This is a genomic window from Paenibacillus sp. V4I7, assembly GCF_030817275.1.
GTDB lineage: Bacteria > Bacillota > Bacilli > Paenibacillales > NBRC-103111 > Paenibacillus_E.
The window spans coordinates 7,723,685-7,743,318 of record NZ_JAUSZD010000002.1 but is presented as its reverse complement, the minus strand read 5'-3'; the positions used below and the strand labels follow the sequence as shown (position 1 = coordinate 7,743,318).

Below are 19,634 nucleotides of genomic sequence, written 5' to 3'. Positions count from 1 at the left end.
CCAGATTATCATTCAATTTTCTCTTCCTCAAAAAAAGAAAGAAGCCGCCGCGGCAGCTTCCAACTTTACAACCAGTCATCTAACACTCCAGTAATTTGCTTGCAGGACATCTTGCTTCACGCCAAGTATCCGATCAATCTCATTCTGAATACGTATAATCCCCTCATGACAGACAGCCAAATTTATTTCGTTTACCATCTCTTTTTCCAAAGCCAGAACCGCCGTTAACAACGGCTCCGCGTAGAAATTGGCAGCAATACCTTTAAGCGTATGAACCATCCTGCGTGCAGTCGTATTCTCCTGATTGGTGATAAGTAGGTAAAATTGCTCTGAGAAGTTACGGTAATCCTGCTTGAATTTCTCCATCATATATTGAAAAATATGTATTTTATGATCGATGTTTCTCATTATTTGTGTGGTGTCTACACCCTCGATTTCAAATAACCAACTCGGATTAAACCATTTCTCAAGCATATCGGAAAGCTGCTTTTCATCTACTGGTTTAATCAAGATGTCATTCAGCCCAAGTTTAAGAACTTCCGACCGTTCCTGCATCATGACATCTGCCGTGAGGGCAATAATCGGGATCCTATTCATCAGCTTGATCTTCCTCAGCCTCTGTGTTGCCTCATAACCATCCATCTGAGGCATATGAATATCCATTAGAATCAGTTTCCATTCCTGCTGATCAACAAGTTCGAGGACTTCATAGCCATTCTGCGCAATAACCGCTTGGTAACCTAATTGTTCAAGCAGGCCAATAATCACCAATTGATTAATTTCATTATCCTCAGCAACTAAAATACTGCCTTTGGACATGGAAGTCGATTTATTTACATCCATGAAATTGTTTTCAGAGGCTTGAAATGCCTCCAGTCTACGTTGATTCAAAGCGTGTAAACAGTTCTGCAATGTCAGCCTGCTGACGGGCTTAACAATAACTGCATCCGCTTTCAGCTCTGACGGCAATTCGGACATTTCCTCTCTGCCTTCAAGTGTTGTAAACGCAATCACTCTCGTCTGTGAGCGATCTATCGAAGCTAAGACATGGCGCCAAGTGGCGGGATGCTGCATTTGATCCATTTGCATATCCAAGAATATATAGTCATTTGCCAACTTGTTCGCGCTATCATGTTCAAATGAGGCAAACAGATCGAATGAGGTTGTAACCGTATCCACATGAAACTGAAAGGAACCTAGGAGCTCAGATATATGCTGCGCAACAACGAGATGATCTTCAGCTAAGAGCGCACGGTTATTCCCCTGCGGCAGCCCAACGTGCTTGTGAAGCCGATTTGCCGCTTTCCCTACATTGCCCTTTGTACCAAACATCAGGCTAAAATAAAAGCGGCTGCCTTCCCCAAGTACTGTATCCACCTGCAAGACGCCCCCCATAGACTGCACCAAATGCTGACAAATGACAAGTCCTAATCCGGTACCTCCATACCTGCGGCTTATAGATGTATCCGCTTGCGAGAATGGTAAGAATAGCTGCGATAGCTGCTCCTTAGAAATACCAATTCCAGAGTCTTCCATCGCAAAAGAAACAACGACTCCTTCGTCCACATATTTCTCGAGCCGTACTTTCAATCGGATATAGCCTTGCTTGGTAAATTTAATTGCATTATTAGATAAATTTATGAGCACTTGTTCTAATCGAAATGAATCCCCGCTAACGATATCTGGTAAATCTGCTGGAGTATCCAGCATGATCTCGATTCGCTTCTTGCCTATAGATACGCTGACCAGATCGGCCACCTTTTGGAGCGATAGTTCTAGTGAGAAATCCACCCCCTCTAAGGTCATTTTCCCTGCCTCTATTTTCGAAAAATCAAGAATATCGTTAATCGTTGCAAGCAGGACATTCGAGGAACAATCAATTTTGTCCAAATAATCCTTCTGAATCGCCGTCAATTCGGTTCGTTGTAAAAGTAAAGAAAGTCCAATAATACCGTTCAGGGGCGTGCGTATTTCATGACTCATCCTAGCTAGAAACTTACTCTTCGCCCTGTTGGACTCATCTGCTTCTTCCCGCTTCTTTAAGTCGGTTATATCATGGACCGTGCCGGTGACGCCGGTGATTTCTGTTTTATCCTCATTGAATAAAGGGGACAAAGTGACGTTATACGCATGCTGATTGCCATCCGGAAGCAGGAAATTGATCGCAAATTGTTGCGTTTTCCCTCTCTCAATCGTTTGTACGAATGTCCGCTCCCACTTCTCGGGATCATCCATCTGGACCAGGTCCGTTAATTGCTGTCCCTTTACTTGCTCTGGCTCTAGCTGAAAGGTCTGATGCATTTTGTAGTTCGTAGAGGATATGCTTCCGTCCAGTCGAAATCTGAAAATAAAATCCTCCGAATTTTCCACCAACGTCCGATACTGCTCATCTCTGACTCTCGCTTTGATTTGCGCTGCACGGTGCTCGGTCACATCCACGGCAGATCCAATCACTTCATTGACGGAACCATATTTATATATCGGCTGTAGGTTAACAAGTATTGTATAACCACCCCAGTCGTATTCAAACGTGACTCGCTCCCCCTGCCAAGCTATATCATAATAATGCTTAGTTAATTGTTTAAACTCTTCACTTAATCCATGGATTTCGTCCAATTCTTTGCCGATGAATTGACTAGGCCTCAGACCAAGTTGATAGACCAGCTGTCCTTCAAATAAGATGTAAACGTATTGATCCAGATGTTTATGGATTTTAAACGTAAACCCTGCTTGAAACCGCAGCATATCGATAAGTTCCTGCTCCACTTGATAAACCTGCTGCTTATATTCACGAGCCCGGACTAAATATCGCAGAAAACAAGAAACAAGAAACACACAGAGCATCTGAACGCCAATATAGCTGATAATGATATCAAGCGGCGTTCGATAAACAAGCCACGTCATCGCATAATAGGACGGATAGAAAATGACTCCTCCATAAACCCATTTAAGCCAATACGAACGTGTTCTAGCAAATATAAGACTTACCCCAGTGACGGCTACTGTTCCAAATATTAGCTGCGGAATATCAATGTGACCTTCAAGGAAGAAGCGCCCTACCCATAAGCATGCAAATGTAATACTTAAGGAGGTGAATCCTCCTAGATAAGTAGCAAGCAGCAAGGCTACTCCTCGAAAATTAATACTAACGTGATCATCAACGTTGACACCAAAGTGTATGAGGACAACAACCAACACGCCATGAGAAAGTCCTACGGAAATCTTATAGAGCCATGTAGGCTTCTGATCTAGTTTCGCCGTAATGAAAAACTGTTCCACGAATAATACAAAAATCGTTATAATAGCAAAATTGGTAATCAAAGCGTGAAACAGAATAATCACCAGCCTATATCGACTTAGAATGTAGGATAATCATGCTATCCTGTTTGTTTGTTTCTAGATGCAGCATTTCCTCGATACGTTTCGCCATGACCGGTTGGCTGAAATAATAGCCTTGGACCAGCCTGCAGCCGCACTCCCGAAGTACTTGAAGCTCCTCCTCTGTCTCTACACCTTCCGCAACAACCATAAGATTCAAATTTCTAGCCATCGTAACCATTGTGTTTACGATAACCGCATTCACTTGTTTATGTTTCAAGCCCTTAATAAAGGATTGGTCAATTTTCATTTTATCAATGGGAAAATCTCTGAGATACCCGAGCGAGCTGTATCCGGTTCCAAAATCATCCATCGCGACACGAACACCCAGCTTCTTCAGCTGACGAAGTGCGTCTGCGGCCAGCTCAACTTCCATGCTCATGCTTTCGGTAATTTCGAGCTCCAAGTACTTGGGCTGTAAGCCTGTTTCCTCCAAAATAGTCTGAATCATCCGGCTAAGTCGGCTATCATTAAACTGTCGTCTGGACAGATTAACTGCCACGAACACTTTGGAAAGGCCAGCCTCCTGCCACCGCTTGTTCTGCATGCAGGCTTCCTTCAGTACCCATTCCCCAATTTCATGAATAAGACCGCTTTCTTCCGCTATAGGGATAAAATCAGAAGGAGGTACATGACCCAAAGTAGCGTTATTCCAACGAATCAGGCTCTCTAGTCCTACAATTCGATTCGAATATACATCAACGACTGGTTGATAAACGAGATGAAATTCCTGATTGTCAATCGCTCTTCGCAGGTGAAACTCGATGTCCATGCGCCTTTGGAACTGATCTTGTCTATGTGGCAGGGAGGCGGAAATAACGGTTTCTACCATTCCTTTTGAATAAAAATGAGTGTCATAGACGCCTTGAATCCCGTTTTGAATGGCCATTTTGCATCGTTCTAGAAAATAGGAGGTCATAATCTTATTTTTAAATTCCTGGGATAACATTTCTTTATGAAAATAATCTGCCGCACCTAGCCGCATCGCTTGAATCGTCTTCATAGAACCTTCGGGTGTATGCGTACTAAGTACGATGACAGGAATAGGACTATGATTCATAATAAGATGAAGCGCAAGTAGTCCATCTGAGTTAACCATATCTAAATCAATAATGACCAAATCCGGTTTACTAGCCAAAATGCAGCTAAGTACGGTATTTCCTTGCTTCGCCATACCTGTCATTACGAACTGTGTATCCTTCTCGATTAAGGACCCCACTTCTGATCTTAATTCACTTGATTCACTTACAATTAGAACACCATACCCGTCCAAAAGACCCATTTCCCCACCACCCTTACAAGCAATAACTACGCATTATCTCTATTATACTTTCCACATATTAGGTTACTTACATAAATGGTACGAATTCCCCCTTCTAATTTCGCTAATATTTTACTAACAATTTCTCTTAAAATGTCAATGATAGCGGTTTACTCTTAAATTTCGACACCGTATAATAGAATTAATGAGTAAAGTGTTAGCGCATGCATTCCCTCTGTTCATTTCACAATTTTGCATCGGAAAATTTAGCTTAGTTTGGGGGAGTTTCTAATGGACAGAGTTCTACTAATTGAGGATGATGATATTATCGGAGAAATGATCTGTATGTATCTGAAAGAGGAAGACTTCCTAGTCCTAAGGTCCCACAATGGTCAGGAAGGCCTTGCAGCATTGCGTGAGTTCGAACCGGATCTCATTCTGCTCGACCTCAATCTTCCTGACTTTGAAGGAACTGAGCTGTGTACATCACTTCGGAACATAACTCCTGTGCCCATTATTATCATTTCATCCGACTCCAGAGTGAGCGAAAAGATTGAAGCATTCACAGTAGGTGCTGACGATTACTTATGCAAACCGTTCAGCATGCATGAGATGAAAGCCAGAATACAAGCCCTTTTACGTCGTTTCAAACTGGGACACCCTCCCGAGACTCCAAGACTTCATGTAGAACATAAAGTTACCGTACCTGCCATGGATTTAAACATTAATTTGGAAAAAAGAACGCTCTACGTCCGGGGCGAGTCCATCGAAATGACGTTCTCCGAATTTGAGCTTATCCGGCTGCTGTACGAGCACCCCGAACGCGTTTACCGCAGAGAAGATCTCATAAATACACTGCGTGGTTTCGATTCCTACATCAACGACCGTGCTATTGATGTCCATATTACGAATTTGCGCAGAAAAATTGAAGTTAATCCCAAAGAACCGAAATACATAAAAACTGTGTGGGGCGTAGGCTATAAATTTGTCATGTGAAGATGACCCAATCCTTTCGAGGATTGGGTCATCTTTTTTGATAAACATCCGGCAATGATGCTTTCTTTGTCGTAAAACAAGGCAATTTGTTGAAACTAGATCTTTATACAAACTTTTACTAATTTTTAGCAAAAATTGGTTGACATAGAAATCGTTGATCCTTTAGTATTGGACTTCTGAAGCCATGCTAGGGGATAACCAAACTATGGAACAAACGGGTGAGATCTTATGCAAAGTAACAAATTAATTTTGGATTTGGGAAGTCATAGTGCCAAAGTGTTCAAGAAATCAAACGATCATATTGAGCAAGTGGATGTTCTAACATGGGAGCTTCTGGAGAGCGGGGTGGATCTGCCGTCTATCGAAGGTACTTTAAAGTCTTTGCTTTCTACGCAGGACTCCTTTATCGAAGGCCTTGGTCAAGGAAACATCGAAGCTATTGGTACAGAAGCGATGCGAAGATCACCTCAATTGTCCGAACATATGCAGGAAGTTTGTAGGAATTTGAGGATTGCTTACAGAACCATTAGCCAGAAAGAGGAGGCTGATTTGCTGAAGAAAGCTATAGCCGAATCGGATATCCCCAGTGATCTTGATGTGATCAATACCGGGGGAGGCAGCATCCAAATTATTACAAGTGAATGTGAAGCTCCTTATCTGATTCCATTCGGCATCTCAGATCTTAACCAACAATTCAACTTGCTTGGACCTCCAGATCAAAGACAGATTGCCACTTGTATCAAATGGCTCTCCTGCCGTTTACCGGCTTCCTTGGAGCAGTTTGCGTATACGGGCGGCGAGAAAACGTATTTGAGCCATTTCCAGATCGAGCTTGAGGATGATCTGTATTGCCATAGAAATGATTTCACCCAACTAACCAGACAATTGGCAGCGCAGGACATCCAAACCTTAGAAGCCAACTCTCCCTTCGATCCCAAATGGATGCGTGGGGCTATTGCCTCTAATTGTGTCGTTCTTGCTGGTTTAATCAAATCAGGCGCTACCAAATTCATGCCGTCGGATGTCAATATCGCTCATGGATTTATCAGACAGTTATAAATATTCCCACTTTTGCAGCAGTCATATATAATCAGTAGAGAACATTATACGCAAATAGATGGGGTGGGTCTACTCGCATGACGAAGATAATGAATGCCGTTATGATCAAGGAGTATGGAGGGATTTCAGGTATTGAATTTAGTGAGACTGCCATTCCGGAAATAAATAGCGGCGAGGTGCTGATTAAAGTACATGCTGCCTCCATTAATCCCGCCGACTTATTATTTCTGCATGGTCATTACGGCATACAACGAGAACTGCCTTCGGTTGGCGGCATGGAAGGATGCGGAACCGTCATCGCGACAGGCAGCAGCCTTGTCGCACGCATGTTAAAAGGGAAGCGTGTCGCCTTCGTATCCGAAGTTTTCGGCTCCTGGGCACCCTATACCAAGGCTAGTGCTATGACCTGCATGGTGCTCCCAGATCATGTATCTGATGAGCAAGGTGCTGTCTTCTTCGTCAACCCAGCGAGTGCCATGGCTATGGTGAAGATAGCCAAGCAGCATAAATCCAAAGCGATCGTTCAAACAGCCGGTGCTAGCGCACTTGGCAGAATTCTAGTACAGCTCGGCAAAGAGCATGGCATTCCTGTGATTAGTATTGTTCGCAAGGAAGAACAAGAACTGCTGCTGAGAGAATTAGGCGGACAGCATATCGTCAATAGCAGCTCAGCTACCTTCGAGAAGGACTTAAAGATGAAGTCCCATGAGCTTGGAGCTACCGTGTGTTTTGATGCCGTAGGAGGCGACTTGACGGGCCTCGTGCTATCGGCGCTTCCTAATGGCGCGACCCTTTTCCAATACGGCCTTCTGGGAGGAAAAACGACAACGATCAACGCCGATGATCTTGTTTTTCGCCGGAAACGTATCGCCGGTTTCTGGGCATCCGATTGGGTGAAAACACAATCGATCTTTGAACTTCTCGCCCTGCAGGGCTCGATGAAAAAATCAATCGGATCACAGATCCAAACCGAGATTAGCCAAAACTTCCCAATGAGTCAAACCGTAGATGCCATCCAGCAGTATATGGCGAATATGACCTCAGGCAAAGTACTTCTTCTGCCTGTCTAGAACAGAAATTGATAACAAACAAGCGCATGCGCCATTTAGGCGGTATGCGCTTGTTTGTATGTTGGAGACCGTCGATTTATTCATGGGTGAATGAATCTTTATTCACGGTTGAATGCTGTTGTAGAAAATGCAACAATTGCTGCTTAAATCCCGCCTCTCTCCCTTCGATGTTGCATAATGTACAACAATTAGCCCCTAATCAGGCCATTTCGCAAGAAATGGGTATGCCTACCCTTTATGAGGAGGAATAATCAATGAATCGACAGCCTCTGTCGTCCAATAATAATTTTAACCCATTTACAAACCAATGGTCGGTATGTATAATGCATACATAGAAATATAAATAATCGACGTATTAGGTTACAAACGTACACGGAGGGATTACTTTGAAGCAAGAGGAACGCAGGCAGCAAACAACGAAGCTGCTGCTGGATTCAACCAAAGAACTGATACGGGAAAAAGGGTGTCACTCGATCACAATGAAAGACATCATGGAGAAATCAGGATTGTCAAAGGGGGCTATCTTCCATTACGTGAAGAGTAAAGACGAAATCTTTGCTTGGGTATTGCAAGAACGACTTGAAGAGACCAACAAACGTTTCATGAACGAAGTAGATCAAGGCCGCTCAACATTCGATAATCCTATGCAGAAGATTACAGAAAGTCTTTCAGCTTTGGAAGACGGTCAGGACATCACGAACAAAGTGCTGATGTATCTACTTGGAAAAGAGGATCAGCCTCTCGTAGCGGATGTGCTCAAGCAGTATTATGAACGGTCTGTGTCTGTATCCAAACAATGGATACAGACTGGCCAAGATCATGGGGTCATTCCGGAATCAGTGGATACGGATAAGACAGCGGAGATATTCGTTCTGATCTCACTCGGTTTACGCTTGCGCTCTTCAATTCCACTAGCTGGGACTTCTTTTAATACCCAAGATTATTCGTTGTTTATGAGAGATATGTTACAAACCAATTCAAGCCAATAGACTTTAACGGAGGGTTATCCATGATACCTTTTTATGTGCTTGTTGTTTCGTTTACGCTATTTAGGGTTCTAGGTCTGTTCGGCTGGTCTTATTTAGACGGTTGGCAAACTCCGCTTCAAATAGCGGTAGCCATCATGCTGCTGGTTACCGCTTCCGCCCACTGGGGTAAAAAACGACAAGACCTGATCCGGATGGTTCCGCCCACATTCCCGAGCCCAAGTTTGCTGGTTACTGCCACTGGTTGGCTGGAAATTGCCGGAGCCGTCGGCATTCTTCTCCCCGCTACCTCCCGCGTGGCTTCCATCTGCTTGGCGATACTGCTAATAGCCATGTTCCCAGCCAATGTGAAGGCAGCCCTGGAGCGATTAACAATCGGCGGAAGACCTACTCCTAAACTGCTCGCTCGAACGCTGCTGCAGCTAGTGTTTCTAGCCGCGGTCCTCTTGGCGGGCAGTGCTAGCTAACCTAAAATCCATTTTCTTAAGAGTAAGGTCGGACCGCTATCTCGCGTCCACAGCCGAGCAAACCCGCCATAAGGATGAAAAACATCCTTATGAGATTCCTCACCCAAGATATCTTCTCATCCATCGCAAGTGATCGTTAAAAAAGCAAAAAGCGGAGTCGCCTTCAAACCGAAGGGATCCGCTTGTTTGTACTAGATCTGTTTGTGTGTGCTAAAGTTGCTTGTTTATGCTAGATTTCCGTGAGTATGGTGAGAATAACGGGTCTTCTGCCCGTCTTTTCATAAAAGAGTCTTCCTAGTACTTCTTTTACATTCGTTTTAAGCACATTCCATTGATTCACGTTTTCTTTTTGAAGTCTGTTTATCGTTTCTGTTGCAAGAATATTCGCTTGATCCATCAGGTCTTCCGATTCTCGCACATAGACAAACCCGCGGGAGATAATATCCGGTCCGGACAAAATTTTACCGTCACTTTTACTAAGCAGCAGGACCACGATCAAGATACCATCCTCGGCCAGTTGTTTACGGTCACGCAGAACAATGTTGCCAACATCCCCTAATCCATCGACAAGGGTATTCCCCGCGTACACTTTGCGGCTCTGAGTTGCCACCTCGTTCTTGATATCCACGACATCCCCATTATTTAAAATGTAGATGTTAGCCGGTTCCACGCCGACGCCTTCAGCCAAAATACGGTGCTGATGCAGCATTCTAAACTCGCCATGAATCGGAATAAAGTACTTCGGCTTCATCAGCGTGAGCATTAACTTCAGTTCTTCTTGGCTCCCGTGTCCGGATACGTGCATACCTGTAGATGAGCTCGAACCATAAATGACTTCAGCCCCTAGACTAAATAAATTATCAACAGTCCGCGACACATTGCGTTCATTTCCCGGAATCGGGGACGAGGATAAAATAACGGTGTCTCCACGCATGATTTCAACCTGACGATAATTGGAACGGGATAATCGCGATAATGCAGCCATCGGTTCTCCTTGACTACCGGTACATAAGATCGCTATTTGATCTGGAACCATACGATTGACTTCTCCCGCTTCCACCAGCATCCCTTCAGGAACTGTTAGGTAGCCAAGCTCGGAAGCAATTCTCACAACGTTGACCATACTGCGGCCAAGTAAGGCTAATTTACGGTTCGTTGCCTGAGCAGCATCAATGACTTGCTGAAGTCTATGAACATTAGAGGCAAAGGTGGCTATGAACACTTTTTGCTTCGCTTTATGAAAGGCATCTTCGATATGTTTGCCTACAAGACTTTCTGAAGGTGTGTAGCCAGGACGCTCGGCATTCGTGCTTTCCGATAAAAGAAGTAGAATCCCATTCTTCCCAATCTCCGCCATCTTATGAATATCGGGATACTGATTATTGACTGGGGTTAAATCAAATTTGAAATCTCCCGTATGTACGACCGTTCCTTCAGGTGTATGAAAGACGACTCCCAAGCAATCAGGGATACTATGATTTGTTTTGAAAAAGGTAGTTGTGAATTGCCCTAGCTCGATGCTCGAATCGGAGTCAATTTCAATAAATTTCGTATCTGCAAGCAGTCCAGCCTCTCTCAGCTTACTTTCAATTAGCCCGAGCGTTAGCCGAGTTGCATAAATCGGCATGTTCAATTGTCTTCGTATATACGGAATGCCCCCGATATGATCTTCATGCCCATGCGTAATAATCAGTGCGCGGACTTTGTCACTATTTTCGAGCAAGTAGGTAATATCCGGCACGATCAAGTCAATGCCGAGTAAGCTTTCATCCGGAAACTTTGAGCCACAATCAATGACAATGATATCATCTCCATATTGCACCACATACATATTTTTACCAATTTCATTAATTCCACCTAATGAGAAAACAGATAACTGATTTTCTGTCTTATGCACCTGAAAGCCCCCCCATTTTTACATATACGCTTTAATTTTTCCACATAAGGGTTAACCTATACTCCAATTTGCTCTAGATATCCAATTTCTGAATTCGAAGCTTAGTGCGGATAGGGCTCCGTGTGTTGGGTTAATTTAATGTACATGAAATGATGGATTGAGAGGTGTAAGGTGCACTAAGCTATGAGTATCGAGAATAAAAAGCAGCTTTTCTCTATAGCATCCATACCACTTATCATGACTCTGGGAAATTCCATGTTAATTCCTGTGTTACCGGCCATTCGGAGTAAACTAGGCATCACTTCTCTACAAGTAAGTTTACTCATTACGGTTTACTCGGCTGTGGCCATTATCTTAATACCGGTTGCCGGCTATTTATCCGACCGCTTTGGTCGAAAAATCGTCATTATACCCAGCTTAATTATCACAGGTATTGGTGGTTTGATTGCGGGATTAGCAGCGTGGTGGTTGGATCAATCGTATGCAATCATCTTAGTTGGCCGCTTCATTCAAGGCATAGGTGCGGCGGGAGCTTTTCCCATCGTCATTCCATTAGTTGGTGATATCTTCAAAGAAGAAAGTGATGTCAGCAGCGGTCTTGGCATTGTAGAGACAGCGAATACATTCGGGAAAGTGGTCAGCCCCATTCTAGGATCCGCTCTTGCGATGGTCATCTGGTTCCTGCCCTTTATGTTCATTCCCATACTGTGTCTGATTTCGATGCTGCTCGTGCTCTTTTTGGTGAAATCCCCACAAAAGAAATCGGAACAAGCGGATAAGGTGTCTTTTGCAAGCTACCTTTCCAATATCAGAAACATTTTCAAAAACAATGGCCGCTGGCTGTATGCGATATTCGCTATCGGATGTATCTGTATGCTTGTCATATTCGGAACTTTATATTATTTATCAGACTTATTAGAAGAAAAATTCAACGTTTTTGGTGTCATAAAAGGATGTATTCTTGCGATTCCTCTTGCAGCCTTATGTATCTCTTCTTTTGGTACGGGTAAAGGAATTGGCAAGGACGAGAGGCTCATGAAATGGATTATTTTCGTGGGGTTGATTTTACTATCCGGAAGTATTTTTCTTTGCGGTATGGTGGCGTCGATTTATTGGCTCATTACTTTGATTGGCTTGGCTGGGATTGGAATTGGCGCAGCGTTGCCATGTCTGGATGTCATGATTACAAGAGGGATCAAGAAGGAGCAGCGCGGTATAATCACCTCGATTTATAGTTCTACCCGCTTCATCGGGGTTGCCATTGGACCTCCTCTTGCTTCCATCCTTTTGAAAATATCGCCGGCCACGATGTTCTATACCATTTCAGGTATATGTGCCTTGGCCAGCGTAATCGCCTTATTCGCGATCAAGCCTAAGAAGGACGAGAAGCTGCCACAGAAGGAATCTTTAGCTTAGGTGTAATAAATACAAAGAGGATCCGCATGGGATCCTCTTTGTATTTATTAAGCTCGAGCAGGGGCGGCATTCGTTCGCTTTCTGGCGTAGCCGCGATAAATAAAGGCGAAGACGATGGTCAGTATGGCGATTCCTACCATGCCCCAGATAAGATTGTCGAACGCGCGCTCAGTTGGCAGTGACTTCTGCCAGACAAGTGCACTCCCCGAGATGGCTACGGCGAAAGCCCCGCTGAAAAATTGCAGCAGCTGGAATAAGCCCATACCAGAGCCGAGCCGCTCCTTCGTCAACTGCCGTGATAGCTCGTTTGACACCGCACTGGAGATAGAAGTGATGCTGATGCTTGTCAGTATATAGACAGCGGCAAGCCCATAAAAGGAATGGACGGCAGTCAGTGCGAGCAAAACGGTCGAAACCAGCAGCAGCCAAGGCGTATAGCGGAGGAGCGCACCGTTACCGTATCGGTCGATGAGGCGGCCAACCCGGTTGGATACCAGCATGGCAAGGAGCGCACCTGGAAAGAGCACAAGACCCGATGCGGCCGGAGTTAAACCGAAGACTTTGGCCAGCATTTGCGGGGCGAGGAACAAGAAGGAGAAGCTGATCATGTAGGCGCTAATGCCGATAGCACCAAGGGCTAAATATAGTCTGTCGCCGAATAGAGCGGGCAGGACGAATGGATTCGTCGCTTTGCGGATGCGCACCGCGAACAATGCTAGGGCAATCATGCCCACAACGAGTGCAGCCGTGCTTTTGGATGTGAGGAAGAGCAGCAAACCCGTCGTCCCCATCCCGATCAGGACGGCGCCAATGAAATCGAACGAACCGCGCGCCGCCTTTTCCCGGGGAAGTATTAGCAGGAAAACCGGGATCAGCAGCAGTGTTAGGCCGGTGATCACAAATAGGAAATGCCATCCCAGATATTGAACGATTGATCCGCCGACGACAGGACCAAGCCCTAGGCCAAGTGAGGCGGCTGACAAAATGAATGACATGGCCATGCCCCTGCGGGAAACCGGAATGTAACGTGTGACTAGCACGATCGCGAGCGAAGGAATGGCACCAGCGCCTGCAGCCTGAATAAGCCTCGTGATAAGCAGCAGCCCAAATCCGTCGCTGAACATGCCAATCACGGATGCCCCGCCCAATGAGAGCAGCGCAACCGTGAAGAGTCTTCGAATTGGCACGAAATCGGACAATCGGCTGAAAGTAATCGATGAGATGGCAAATACGATGGAGTAGCCCGTCACGATCCATGACGCGGTCGAGGGGCTGAGAGCGAATTGCACAGCAATTTTGGGCAATGCCAAATTGAACATCATCGTGTTCATTACGACAAGAATAATGGTCGTGCAAAGTAACCAGGAGACCGTCCGTTCTCGCATAATACCGGGCACCTCTGGTTCTAATGGTTTCTCTGCTTGCGGTAAATCGGTTGACATACGAATAATCCTCCCCACTCAAGATGATCTATCTGAAGGTTACTTAACTATAGGCCGAAGTGAATTATCTATAATCAATTTCGTTACAGTTTAGCATGGCGACATTCGCGTGTCAATTAACTTCTAATAGATAAGCTATAACAAAAATCACAGCCTCCAACGACAAAAACAACTACCTTATACCTATGATAGGCAAAGAATAGTCGTAGTAGGAAAGTGTTATCTATGAAAAAAGAACACATTATAAACCGGGAAACCATACCCTAAAGCCACTGCGAGAAAAAGGCATGTCCCGCTGCGTGAAATCCCGGGGGCATCGCATGCCCCATGAACGGGTGAACCTCGATCGATTTGTCCACAGACACGATCCGATTATATGCGGCAAAGATCGCCTCGGGTAAGCAGGTCGTGTCTTTCAGTCCGACCGTCACATGCACGGGCAGCGTGATTCGATGCGCCATATTCATGATGTCGAAATAGCTAAGCGTCCGCAGCACCTCGTCAAGGCGGTTCGGGAAGCGAGTTACGAATTCCGCAGCTTCGGTGAGTGAACTGACCGATTGAAGTATCCCCAGATCCATGTGGCACATGTTAGGTACATGTGCGATTACAGCCCTTAGGTTAGGCTCCAAGGCGGATACAAGAAGTGCCAAACCGCCACCTTGGCTGCCGCCAAAAACAAACACCCTCTCGGGGTCTATCTCCAGCATTGCCATCGCACACCGTACAGCACGCATGCCATCGATAGCTAATGCCCGATAATAGGAGCCCTCAGGATCGAGAATCCCTTGTGTAATCCACCCTTTGGTCATGCCGTATTTTTGCGGCAGCCCGTTGCCTGTCTCCCCTCCTTGCCCCCGAACATCGATAGCGAGCACGGCATACCCCATAAGCAGCCAAGCAGCGTGATCCTCCGGTTGACCTTTGGAACCGGAATAACCGTGAAAGGTTACGATACAGGGAAGTGGATGACGCAGCTGGACGGAAGGTAGCAAATACCAAGCGTGGACCTGCGTATTAGCTGCACCCTCCAATACGACTTTGTAAACTTTGGCCTGTAAGAATGGGGAGACGACTGGCTCACTCGTATATCTCACGGATTCTGCTGCTTCCCGGGAGACACGATCCCAAAAATCGGCAAGATCAGTTGGTGCCGTTAATTCCGGCACATACTGTTTCAACGTATGAATCCGCGTTTCTATGGCGTTCATCTCTACACTCCTCGTTTAGATTTGACTATTTAATTATACAATTTTCTGCGAGACACCTCTACCACGGGTTCAACCTGCGGTACTGATCCAACGTAACTCTGCCGAGCAAAATCCTCATTTCATTAGGCTTTGAAATAATTCACGCATAAATTTAACATAAGCAGGAAAAATTGTTGCTGGCTCCATACCGGGAATTTGCAGTTCCCTGCGCCATTTGGTTTCCCACTCCAGAGAGTAATAGCCGGTGTAGCCCGATTGTTCAAGCTCGTCTACAATTGAAACAATCGGCACCTGCCCTTCGCCGACCTTGGTGTACATCCAGTTCGACTCCAGCAGATCTTCAAAAGGGACGCCGTCTTTTACATGTACATGAACGCATTGCGAGCCGAGTAACGCAATTGTCTCTTCCGGCGGCTCTCCTTCTTCCAACGGATGGATAATATCATAGATAACCGCGCAGTTCGGTCTGTCCACATCATCCAGCAGCTTGCGAAGCGAGCGGCCGGTGGCAAATTCATTATGCGTCTCAATCCATACCTGCACACCGTAAGTGGCCGCATAATCGCAAGCCTCCTTAATCTGGGTTATCATTTCGGGATAAGGAATAGCAGGAACCGGATTGTCTCTGCGTTTATTGAAGTAGCCAAGGAAAATCCGTACTCCACCGGCCTTCAAATCACGAGCGAGCGAAACGACCTTTTTAAAATTATCGAATTGCTCGGCATCCCCTCTTTTGCCTGTGAAACATACACCTGAACCAATATTGGTGATTCGAATGCCCGCTTCCTCGAATTTCCGAAGCGCCTCTTTCCGCTCATCCTGCGCCATCTCGGCGGATATGCCCCAGTTGGATCCTTCCCTTAGCTCCACTCCGCTAAAACCGCATTCCTTGGCAAACATAATCATTTCAGCACAAGACCAGCCATCGCAGGGGAGCGTGCTAAATGCCAGTTGCTTCATACTGCTTTTCCCCATTTCCTCCCAGATCTAGTGGGTAACTTAATTTTCTTCTATTATTACAGGGAAACTTTCCCTTTTCCACGTTTCTTTTGCACAATTCCCCGAATCTGTGTACCATTATCTTTAGCTAATGAGTTACGTACGAATTTAGTAGAGGTCATATTTGTCTGATTATCCGATTTATGTCTACAAAGGGTTACTCGACGAGCAGTTTCCTTTTAAAATCGAAGTTCGAACGGCTATAATCATATTAGTCATTTCAATAGAACGTTCAAGAAGCACGCTGGCGTAACGCCAGGTGACTATCGTAGGCATCAAACTTAATTAGAAGAGCAACAGAATCGCTCGAAGCTTCGAATGGAACCAAAAGATGAGGGGAGTAAAGAGAATGCTCCAAGAGACGGATAAAATAAGAAAGAACCCCCTTTCATGGAGGTTGTTTTTTGGTATAAAGCTTGCTTTTGATTTAGCTTTAACCGGTGTTTTTTATTATAAAAATTCAATTACGATTTTTTGGGGCCTAAGTTTTGTTGTCTTTTCATTGGTGGTTTTTCTTTTAGTTCATTTATTTTATCTAAAGATGCAAAAAAAATACAATTGGCTATTTCACGTCCTCATCTTAGATTTCTTGGTATCCGCTTCTTATGGTTATGTATATATAGGCGGAGATTTCCCGAATCATCTATTTATAGGAATTACAGCCTTAGCGATTTTAATGTTTTTAAAGAACACCCGAATGTTAATCATTACATGCTTGCTGCTGCTGGTCATATATATTATTACGATGGGAAGCATTGAATGGTATTTATATAAACGATTCAATGAAATTGGCTACTTTATTACTTGTTCATTTATTGTTTTCGCAGGTATTGTGAGCGCTCTAATCAATTTTTATCAACGCGCACGTCGGGATACGATGCAGTTGTATGCACAATTGATGCAATCTCATGAACGACTTCAGGACTATGCTCTCAAAACGGAGGAGTGGGCAGCAACTAGGGAAAGAGTGCGAATTGCACGAGAAATTCATGATACGGTAGGTCATAAACTGACGGCATTATTGGTTCAAATGCAAGCGGCTCGCAAGCTAAGCAGGTTGGATCCTTTACGCAGTGAGCAAACTTATCTGGCATGTGAAGATCTAATTAGATCGTCTTTGCAAGAGGTACGGCTTTCCGTAAGGGCTATTCGGGATGAACCTGTTATGTCCACTTCCTTAAATGATAGCCTTGAGAAGCTAACTGAGGAGTTTACTAAATTTGCTGAGGTTCAAACCACTTTTGAAGTACATGGGATACCCGTCCCACTGCCAGGTGATCTCCAATTAACTGCTTATCGTATTGTACAGGAGTCTCTGACGAATGCTCATAAACACGGCCATGCGAAAAATGCGAAAATCTTGTTAGCTTATTCGGAGACCGATTTTTCTCTGTGCATACGTAATGACGGGGAGGTTCCTGCCCAACTGAAGCCGGGGTTTGGTTTAATCAATTTGCAAGAAAGAGTCAAGGAGTGGAACGGAGAGGTACATTTTAGCATGGACCCGCAAGAGGGTTTTGCTGTTGAAGTGCAATTCCCTTATTCGTTAACGGAAATGGAGCGTGTAAATAAGTGAAAATCCTCATAGTAGACGATCAGAGGCTCATGAGAGAGGGACTTGCGACCATCATCGGGTTAGAATCAGGCATGGAAGTCGTTGGAACAGCAGTGGATGGTAGAGACGCCTATACCAAGGCGCTCGAATGGCGACCGGATGTTGTGTTGATGGATATCCGGATGCCTGGCATGGATGGCGTGGAAGGAACGGAATTGATTCTCAGGGCTTTACCAGAGACGAAGGTACTGATTCTGACCACCTTCGATGACGCGGAGTTAATTTTAAAAGTTTTGGAAAAAGGTGTCCATGGCTATTTATTGAAGGATATGCCCTCTGAGGCGATTGTAAGTGCGATTCAAACGGTTTACAATGGCGGGACCGTACTTCAACCCGATATAACGGCAACGCTTCTTAACGAGTTTAAAAAAATGTCAGATTGGAACCCGGATACCGCCCATCCTTTACACATAAATGAGCCTGCCCAGCTCAGGCTTCTGACCGAACGAGAGAAAGAGGTACTAGCTTTATTGGGCCAAGGATTAAATAATAAAGAAATTGCAGGCTTGCTTGTTATCACGGAAGGTACAGTGAAAAATCACGTTTCGAATGTCATAGCTAAGCTAGGATTGCGCGACCGAACACAAGCAGCCATATTCTCAGTTCGGCATCAAATATAATTACAAGGCATGACTTTTGGCATAGAGCATGAGATTAATCATGCTTTAGCGATCAAACGTTCTGCCTGTAAGGACCGATATTTTCTCCATGCTTCAAGCGTTCTATATATTCACTCATCAACCGATGTTAACAATGAAACCATCATTCTGCTAAACATTGACAAAGCCGATAAGAATCTACATCTTTATATATATGGAGATATATTTTAAAGGACTTATGGTGGTTTTGTGAGGGGGATAGCAATTTATGGCACAAAAACGTTATAGCAATGCGGATCCAACCGCAAAGGTGAAAACATGGAAGGAAATTCGCCGATGGCAGCAAGAACGGAAAGGGAAAGTCAAGGATCTCAGCTTACGCATCGGTGAAGCGGAGCATAAGCAGCAAGAACTGCTTTGGAATAACCGCAGCGTAACAACGATCACCTGGATTGGACATTCAACTTTCCTGTTGCAGGTGGCGGGCTTGACGATTGTTACGGATCCGGTATGGGCGAACCGGATGGGCTTTGCCCGCAGATTAGAGGCGCCAGGGCTTACACTCGATGAAATACCGCCGGTTGATATCGTCTTGCTCTCTCATTCGCATTACGATCACCTGCACGTCGGATCATTGCGCAAGTTGAAAGGCTCACCTGTCGCACTAGTGCCTGAAGGACTTGGCAGGATGATGCGGCGGCTTGGACTGAATAAGGTCCACGAGCTGCCTTGGTGGGGGAAGACAACGGTCGGGCCGCTGGAGTTTCATTTCGTTCCAGCGCAGCATTGGACTCGGCGTACGCTGACGGATACGAACAAGTCGCTTTGGGGAGGCTGGGTGATCAACCGATCAGCAGAGTTATTAGTGGAAGGCGCGGGGAACAACGATGCGATTTATTTTGCCGGAGACAGCGGATATTTCCAAGGCTTCCGCGACATCGGAGCGAGGTTTCCGGGTATCCGTTACGCGCTTATGCCGATCGGTGCTTACGAGCCGGAATGGTTTATGGGTATGCAGCACGTTACGCCAGAGGAGGCGGTTCAGGCGTTCCTCGATGTGGGGGCCAAGACGTTCATCCCGATGCATTATGGCGCTTTCCGCCTAGCCGATGATACGCCGCAGGAAGCACTTGACCGGTTGTTGGCCGATTGGCGGAGAAGGGAGCTCGACTCAAGCCGTCTTAACTTGCTGAAACATGGGGAAACACTGGTGGACTGACAAGAATAAAGCTGCCTTG

The 19,634-nt window shown here is 45.2% G+C and carries 15 protein-coding genes and 1 pseudogene; 10 read left to right on the top strand and 6 right to left on the bottom strand.

The annotated features are described in order from the left end of the window. Nucleotides 1–75: 75 nt before the first annotated feature. The gene (locus QFZ80_RS36365) at nt 76–3,342 is read right to left on the bottom strand and encodes a response regulator (protein WP_307563457.1); all 3,267 of its coding nucleotides are present in this window, start codon (nt 3,340–3,342) and stop codon (nt 76–78) included. Between the two features lie 4 nt (nt 3,343–3,346). After that, nucleotides 3,347–4,660 (bottom strand): GGDEF/EAL domain-containing response regulator, encoded by a 1,314-nt coding sequence (locus QFZ80_RS36360; protein WP_307563456.1) that lies wholly within the window; start codon nt 4,658–4,660, stop codon nt 3,347–3,349. 270 nt (nt 4,661–4,930) lie between these two features. Between QFZ80_RS36360 and QFZ80_RS36355 the strand changes: the two genes are divergently transcribed. From QFZ80_RS36355 to QFZ80_RS36335, 5 genes are all read left to right on the top strand, one after another. Further along, nucleotides 4,931–5,635 carry a response regulator transcription factor gene (locus QFZ80_RS36355; protein ID WP_307563455.1) on the top strand — a complete coding sequence of 235 codons (705 nt, stop codon included), beginning with the start codon at nt 4,931–4,933 and terminating at the stop codon, nt 5,633–5,635. A 228-nt stretch (nt 5,636–5,863) separates the two neighbouring features. Further along, nucleotides 5,864–6,694: a Ppx/GppA phosphatase family protein gene (locus QFZ80_RS36350; RefSeq protein WP_307563454.1), complete on the top strand. Its 831-nt coding sequence runs from the start codon at nt 5,864–5,866 to the stop codon at nt 6,692–6,694. A gap of 77 nt (nt 6,695–6,771) precedes the next feature. Continuing rightward, entirely contained in the window at nt 6,772–7,764 is a 993-nt protein-coding gene (locus QFZ80_RS36345) for a zinc-binding dehydrogenase (RefSeq protein WP_307550381.1), read from the top strand. A 386-nt stretch (nt 7,765–8,150) separates the two neighbouring features. Then, entirely contained in the window at nt 8,151–8,753 is a 603-nt protein-coding gene (locus tag QFZ80_RS36340) for a TetR/AcrR family transcriptional regulator (protein WP_307550383.1), read from the top strand. A gap of 20 nt (nt 8,754–8,773) precedes the next feature. Beyond that, nucleotides 8,774–9,217, top strand: a complete 444-nt coding sequence (locus QFZ80_RS36335; RefSeq protein ID WP_307563452.1) for a DoxX family protein — start codon at nt 8,774–8,776, stop codon at nt 9,215–9,217. A 229-nt stretch (nt 9,218–9,446) separates the two neighbouring features. Here QFZ80_RS36335 and QFZ80_RS36330 read toward each other — a convergent pair whose 3' ends face one another. Further along, entirely contained in the window at nt 9,447–11,114 is a 1,668-nt protein-coding gene (locus tag QFZ80_RS36330) for a ribonuclease J (protein WP_307563450.1), read from the bottom strand. 183 nt (nt 11,115–11,297) lie between these two features. On the opposite strand from QFZ80_RS36330, the gene QFZ80_RS36325 reads away from it, so the two are divergent. Continuing rightward, nucleotides 11,298–12,530: an MFS transporter gene (locus tag QFZ80_RS36325; protein WP_307550391.1), complete on the top strand. Its 1,233-nt coding sequence runs from the start codon at nt 11,298–11,300 to the stop codon at nt 12,528–12,530. 47 nt (nt 12,531–12,577) lie between these two features. Here QFZ80_RS36325 and QFZ80_RS36320 read toward each other — a convergent pair whose 3' ends face one another. The 3 genes from QFZ80_RS36320 to QFZ80_RS36310 all read right to left on the bottom strand — a co-directional run bounded on the left by QFZ80_RS36320 (nt 12,578) and on the right by QFZ80_RS36310 (nt 16,143). After that, complete coding sequence (locus QFZ80_RS36320; RefSeq protein ID WP_307563448.1) at nt 12,578–13,990, bottom strand: MFS transporter; 1,413 nt, start codon at nt 13,988–13,990, stop codon at nt 12,578–12,580. A gap of 245 nt (nt 13,991–14,235) precedes the next feature. After that, a complete protein-coding gene (locus QFZ80_RS36315) occupies nt 14,236–15,183 on the bottom strand; it encodes an acetylxylan esterase (RefSeq protein ID WP_307563446.1) in 948 nt (315 codons plus the stop codon). Between the two features lie 114 nt (nt 15,184–15,297). Further along, nucleotides 15,298–16,143 carry a sugar phosphate isomerase/epimerase family protein gene (locus QFZ80_RS36310; protein ID WP_307563444.1) on the bottom strand — a complete coding sequence of 282 codons (846 nt, stop codon included), beginning with the start codon at nt 16,141–16,143 and terminating at the stop codon, nt 15,298–15,300. A gap of 246 nt (nt 16,144–16,389) precedes the next feature. Between QFZ80_RS36310 and QFZ80_RS39250 the strand changes: the two are divergent. The 4 genes and pseudogenes from QFZ80_RS39250 to QFZ80_RS36295 form a co-directional block, all read left to right on the top strand. Continuing rightward, nucleotides 16,390–16,467 (top strand): annotated as a pseudogene (locus QFZ80_RS39250) (hypothetical protein); the annotation flags it as partial. Nucleotides 16,468–16,879: 412 nt separating this feature from the next. Continuing rightward, nucleotides 16,880–17,758, top strand: a complete 879-nt coding sequence (locus QFZ80_RS36305) for a sensor histidine kinase (protein WP_307550397.1) — start codon at nt 16,880–16,882, stop codon at nt 17,756–17,758. Further along, complete coding sequence (locus QFZ80_RS36300) at nt 17,755–18,417, top strand: response regulator (protein ID WP_307563442.1); 663 nt, start codon at nt 17,755–17,757, stop codon at nt 18,415–18,417. Before QFZ80_RS36305 ends, QFZ80_RS36300 begins: the two co-directional genes overlap by 4 nt. 247 nt (nt 18,418–18,664) lie before the next feature. Beyond that, complete coding sequence (locus QFZ80_RS36295; RefSeq protein WP_307550399.1) at nt 18,665–19,615, top strand: MBL fold metallo-hydrolase; 951 nt, start codon at nt 18,665–18,667, stop codon at nt 19,613–19,615. Nucleotides 19,616–19,634 lie beyond the last annotated feature (19 nt).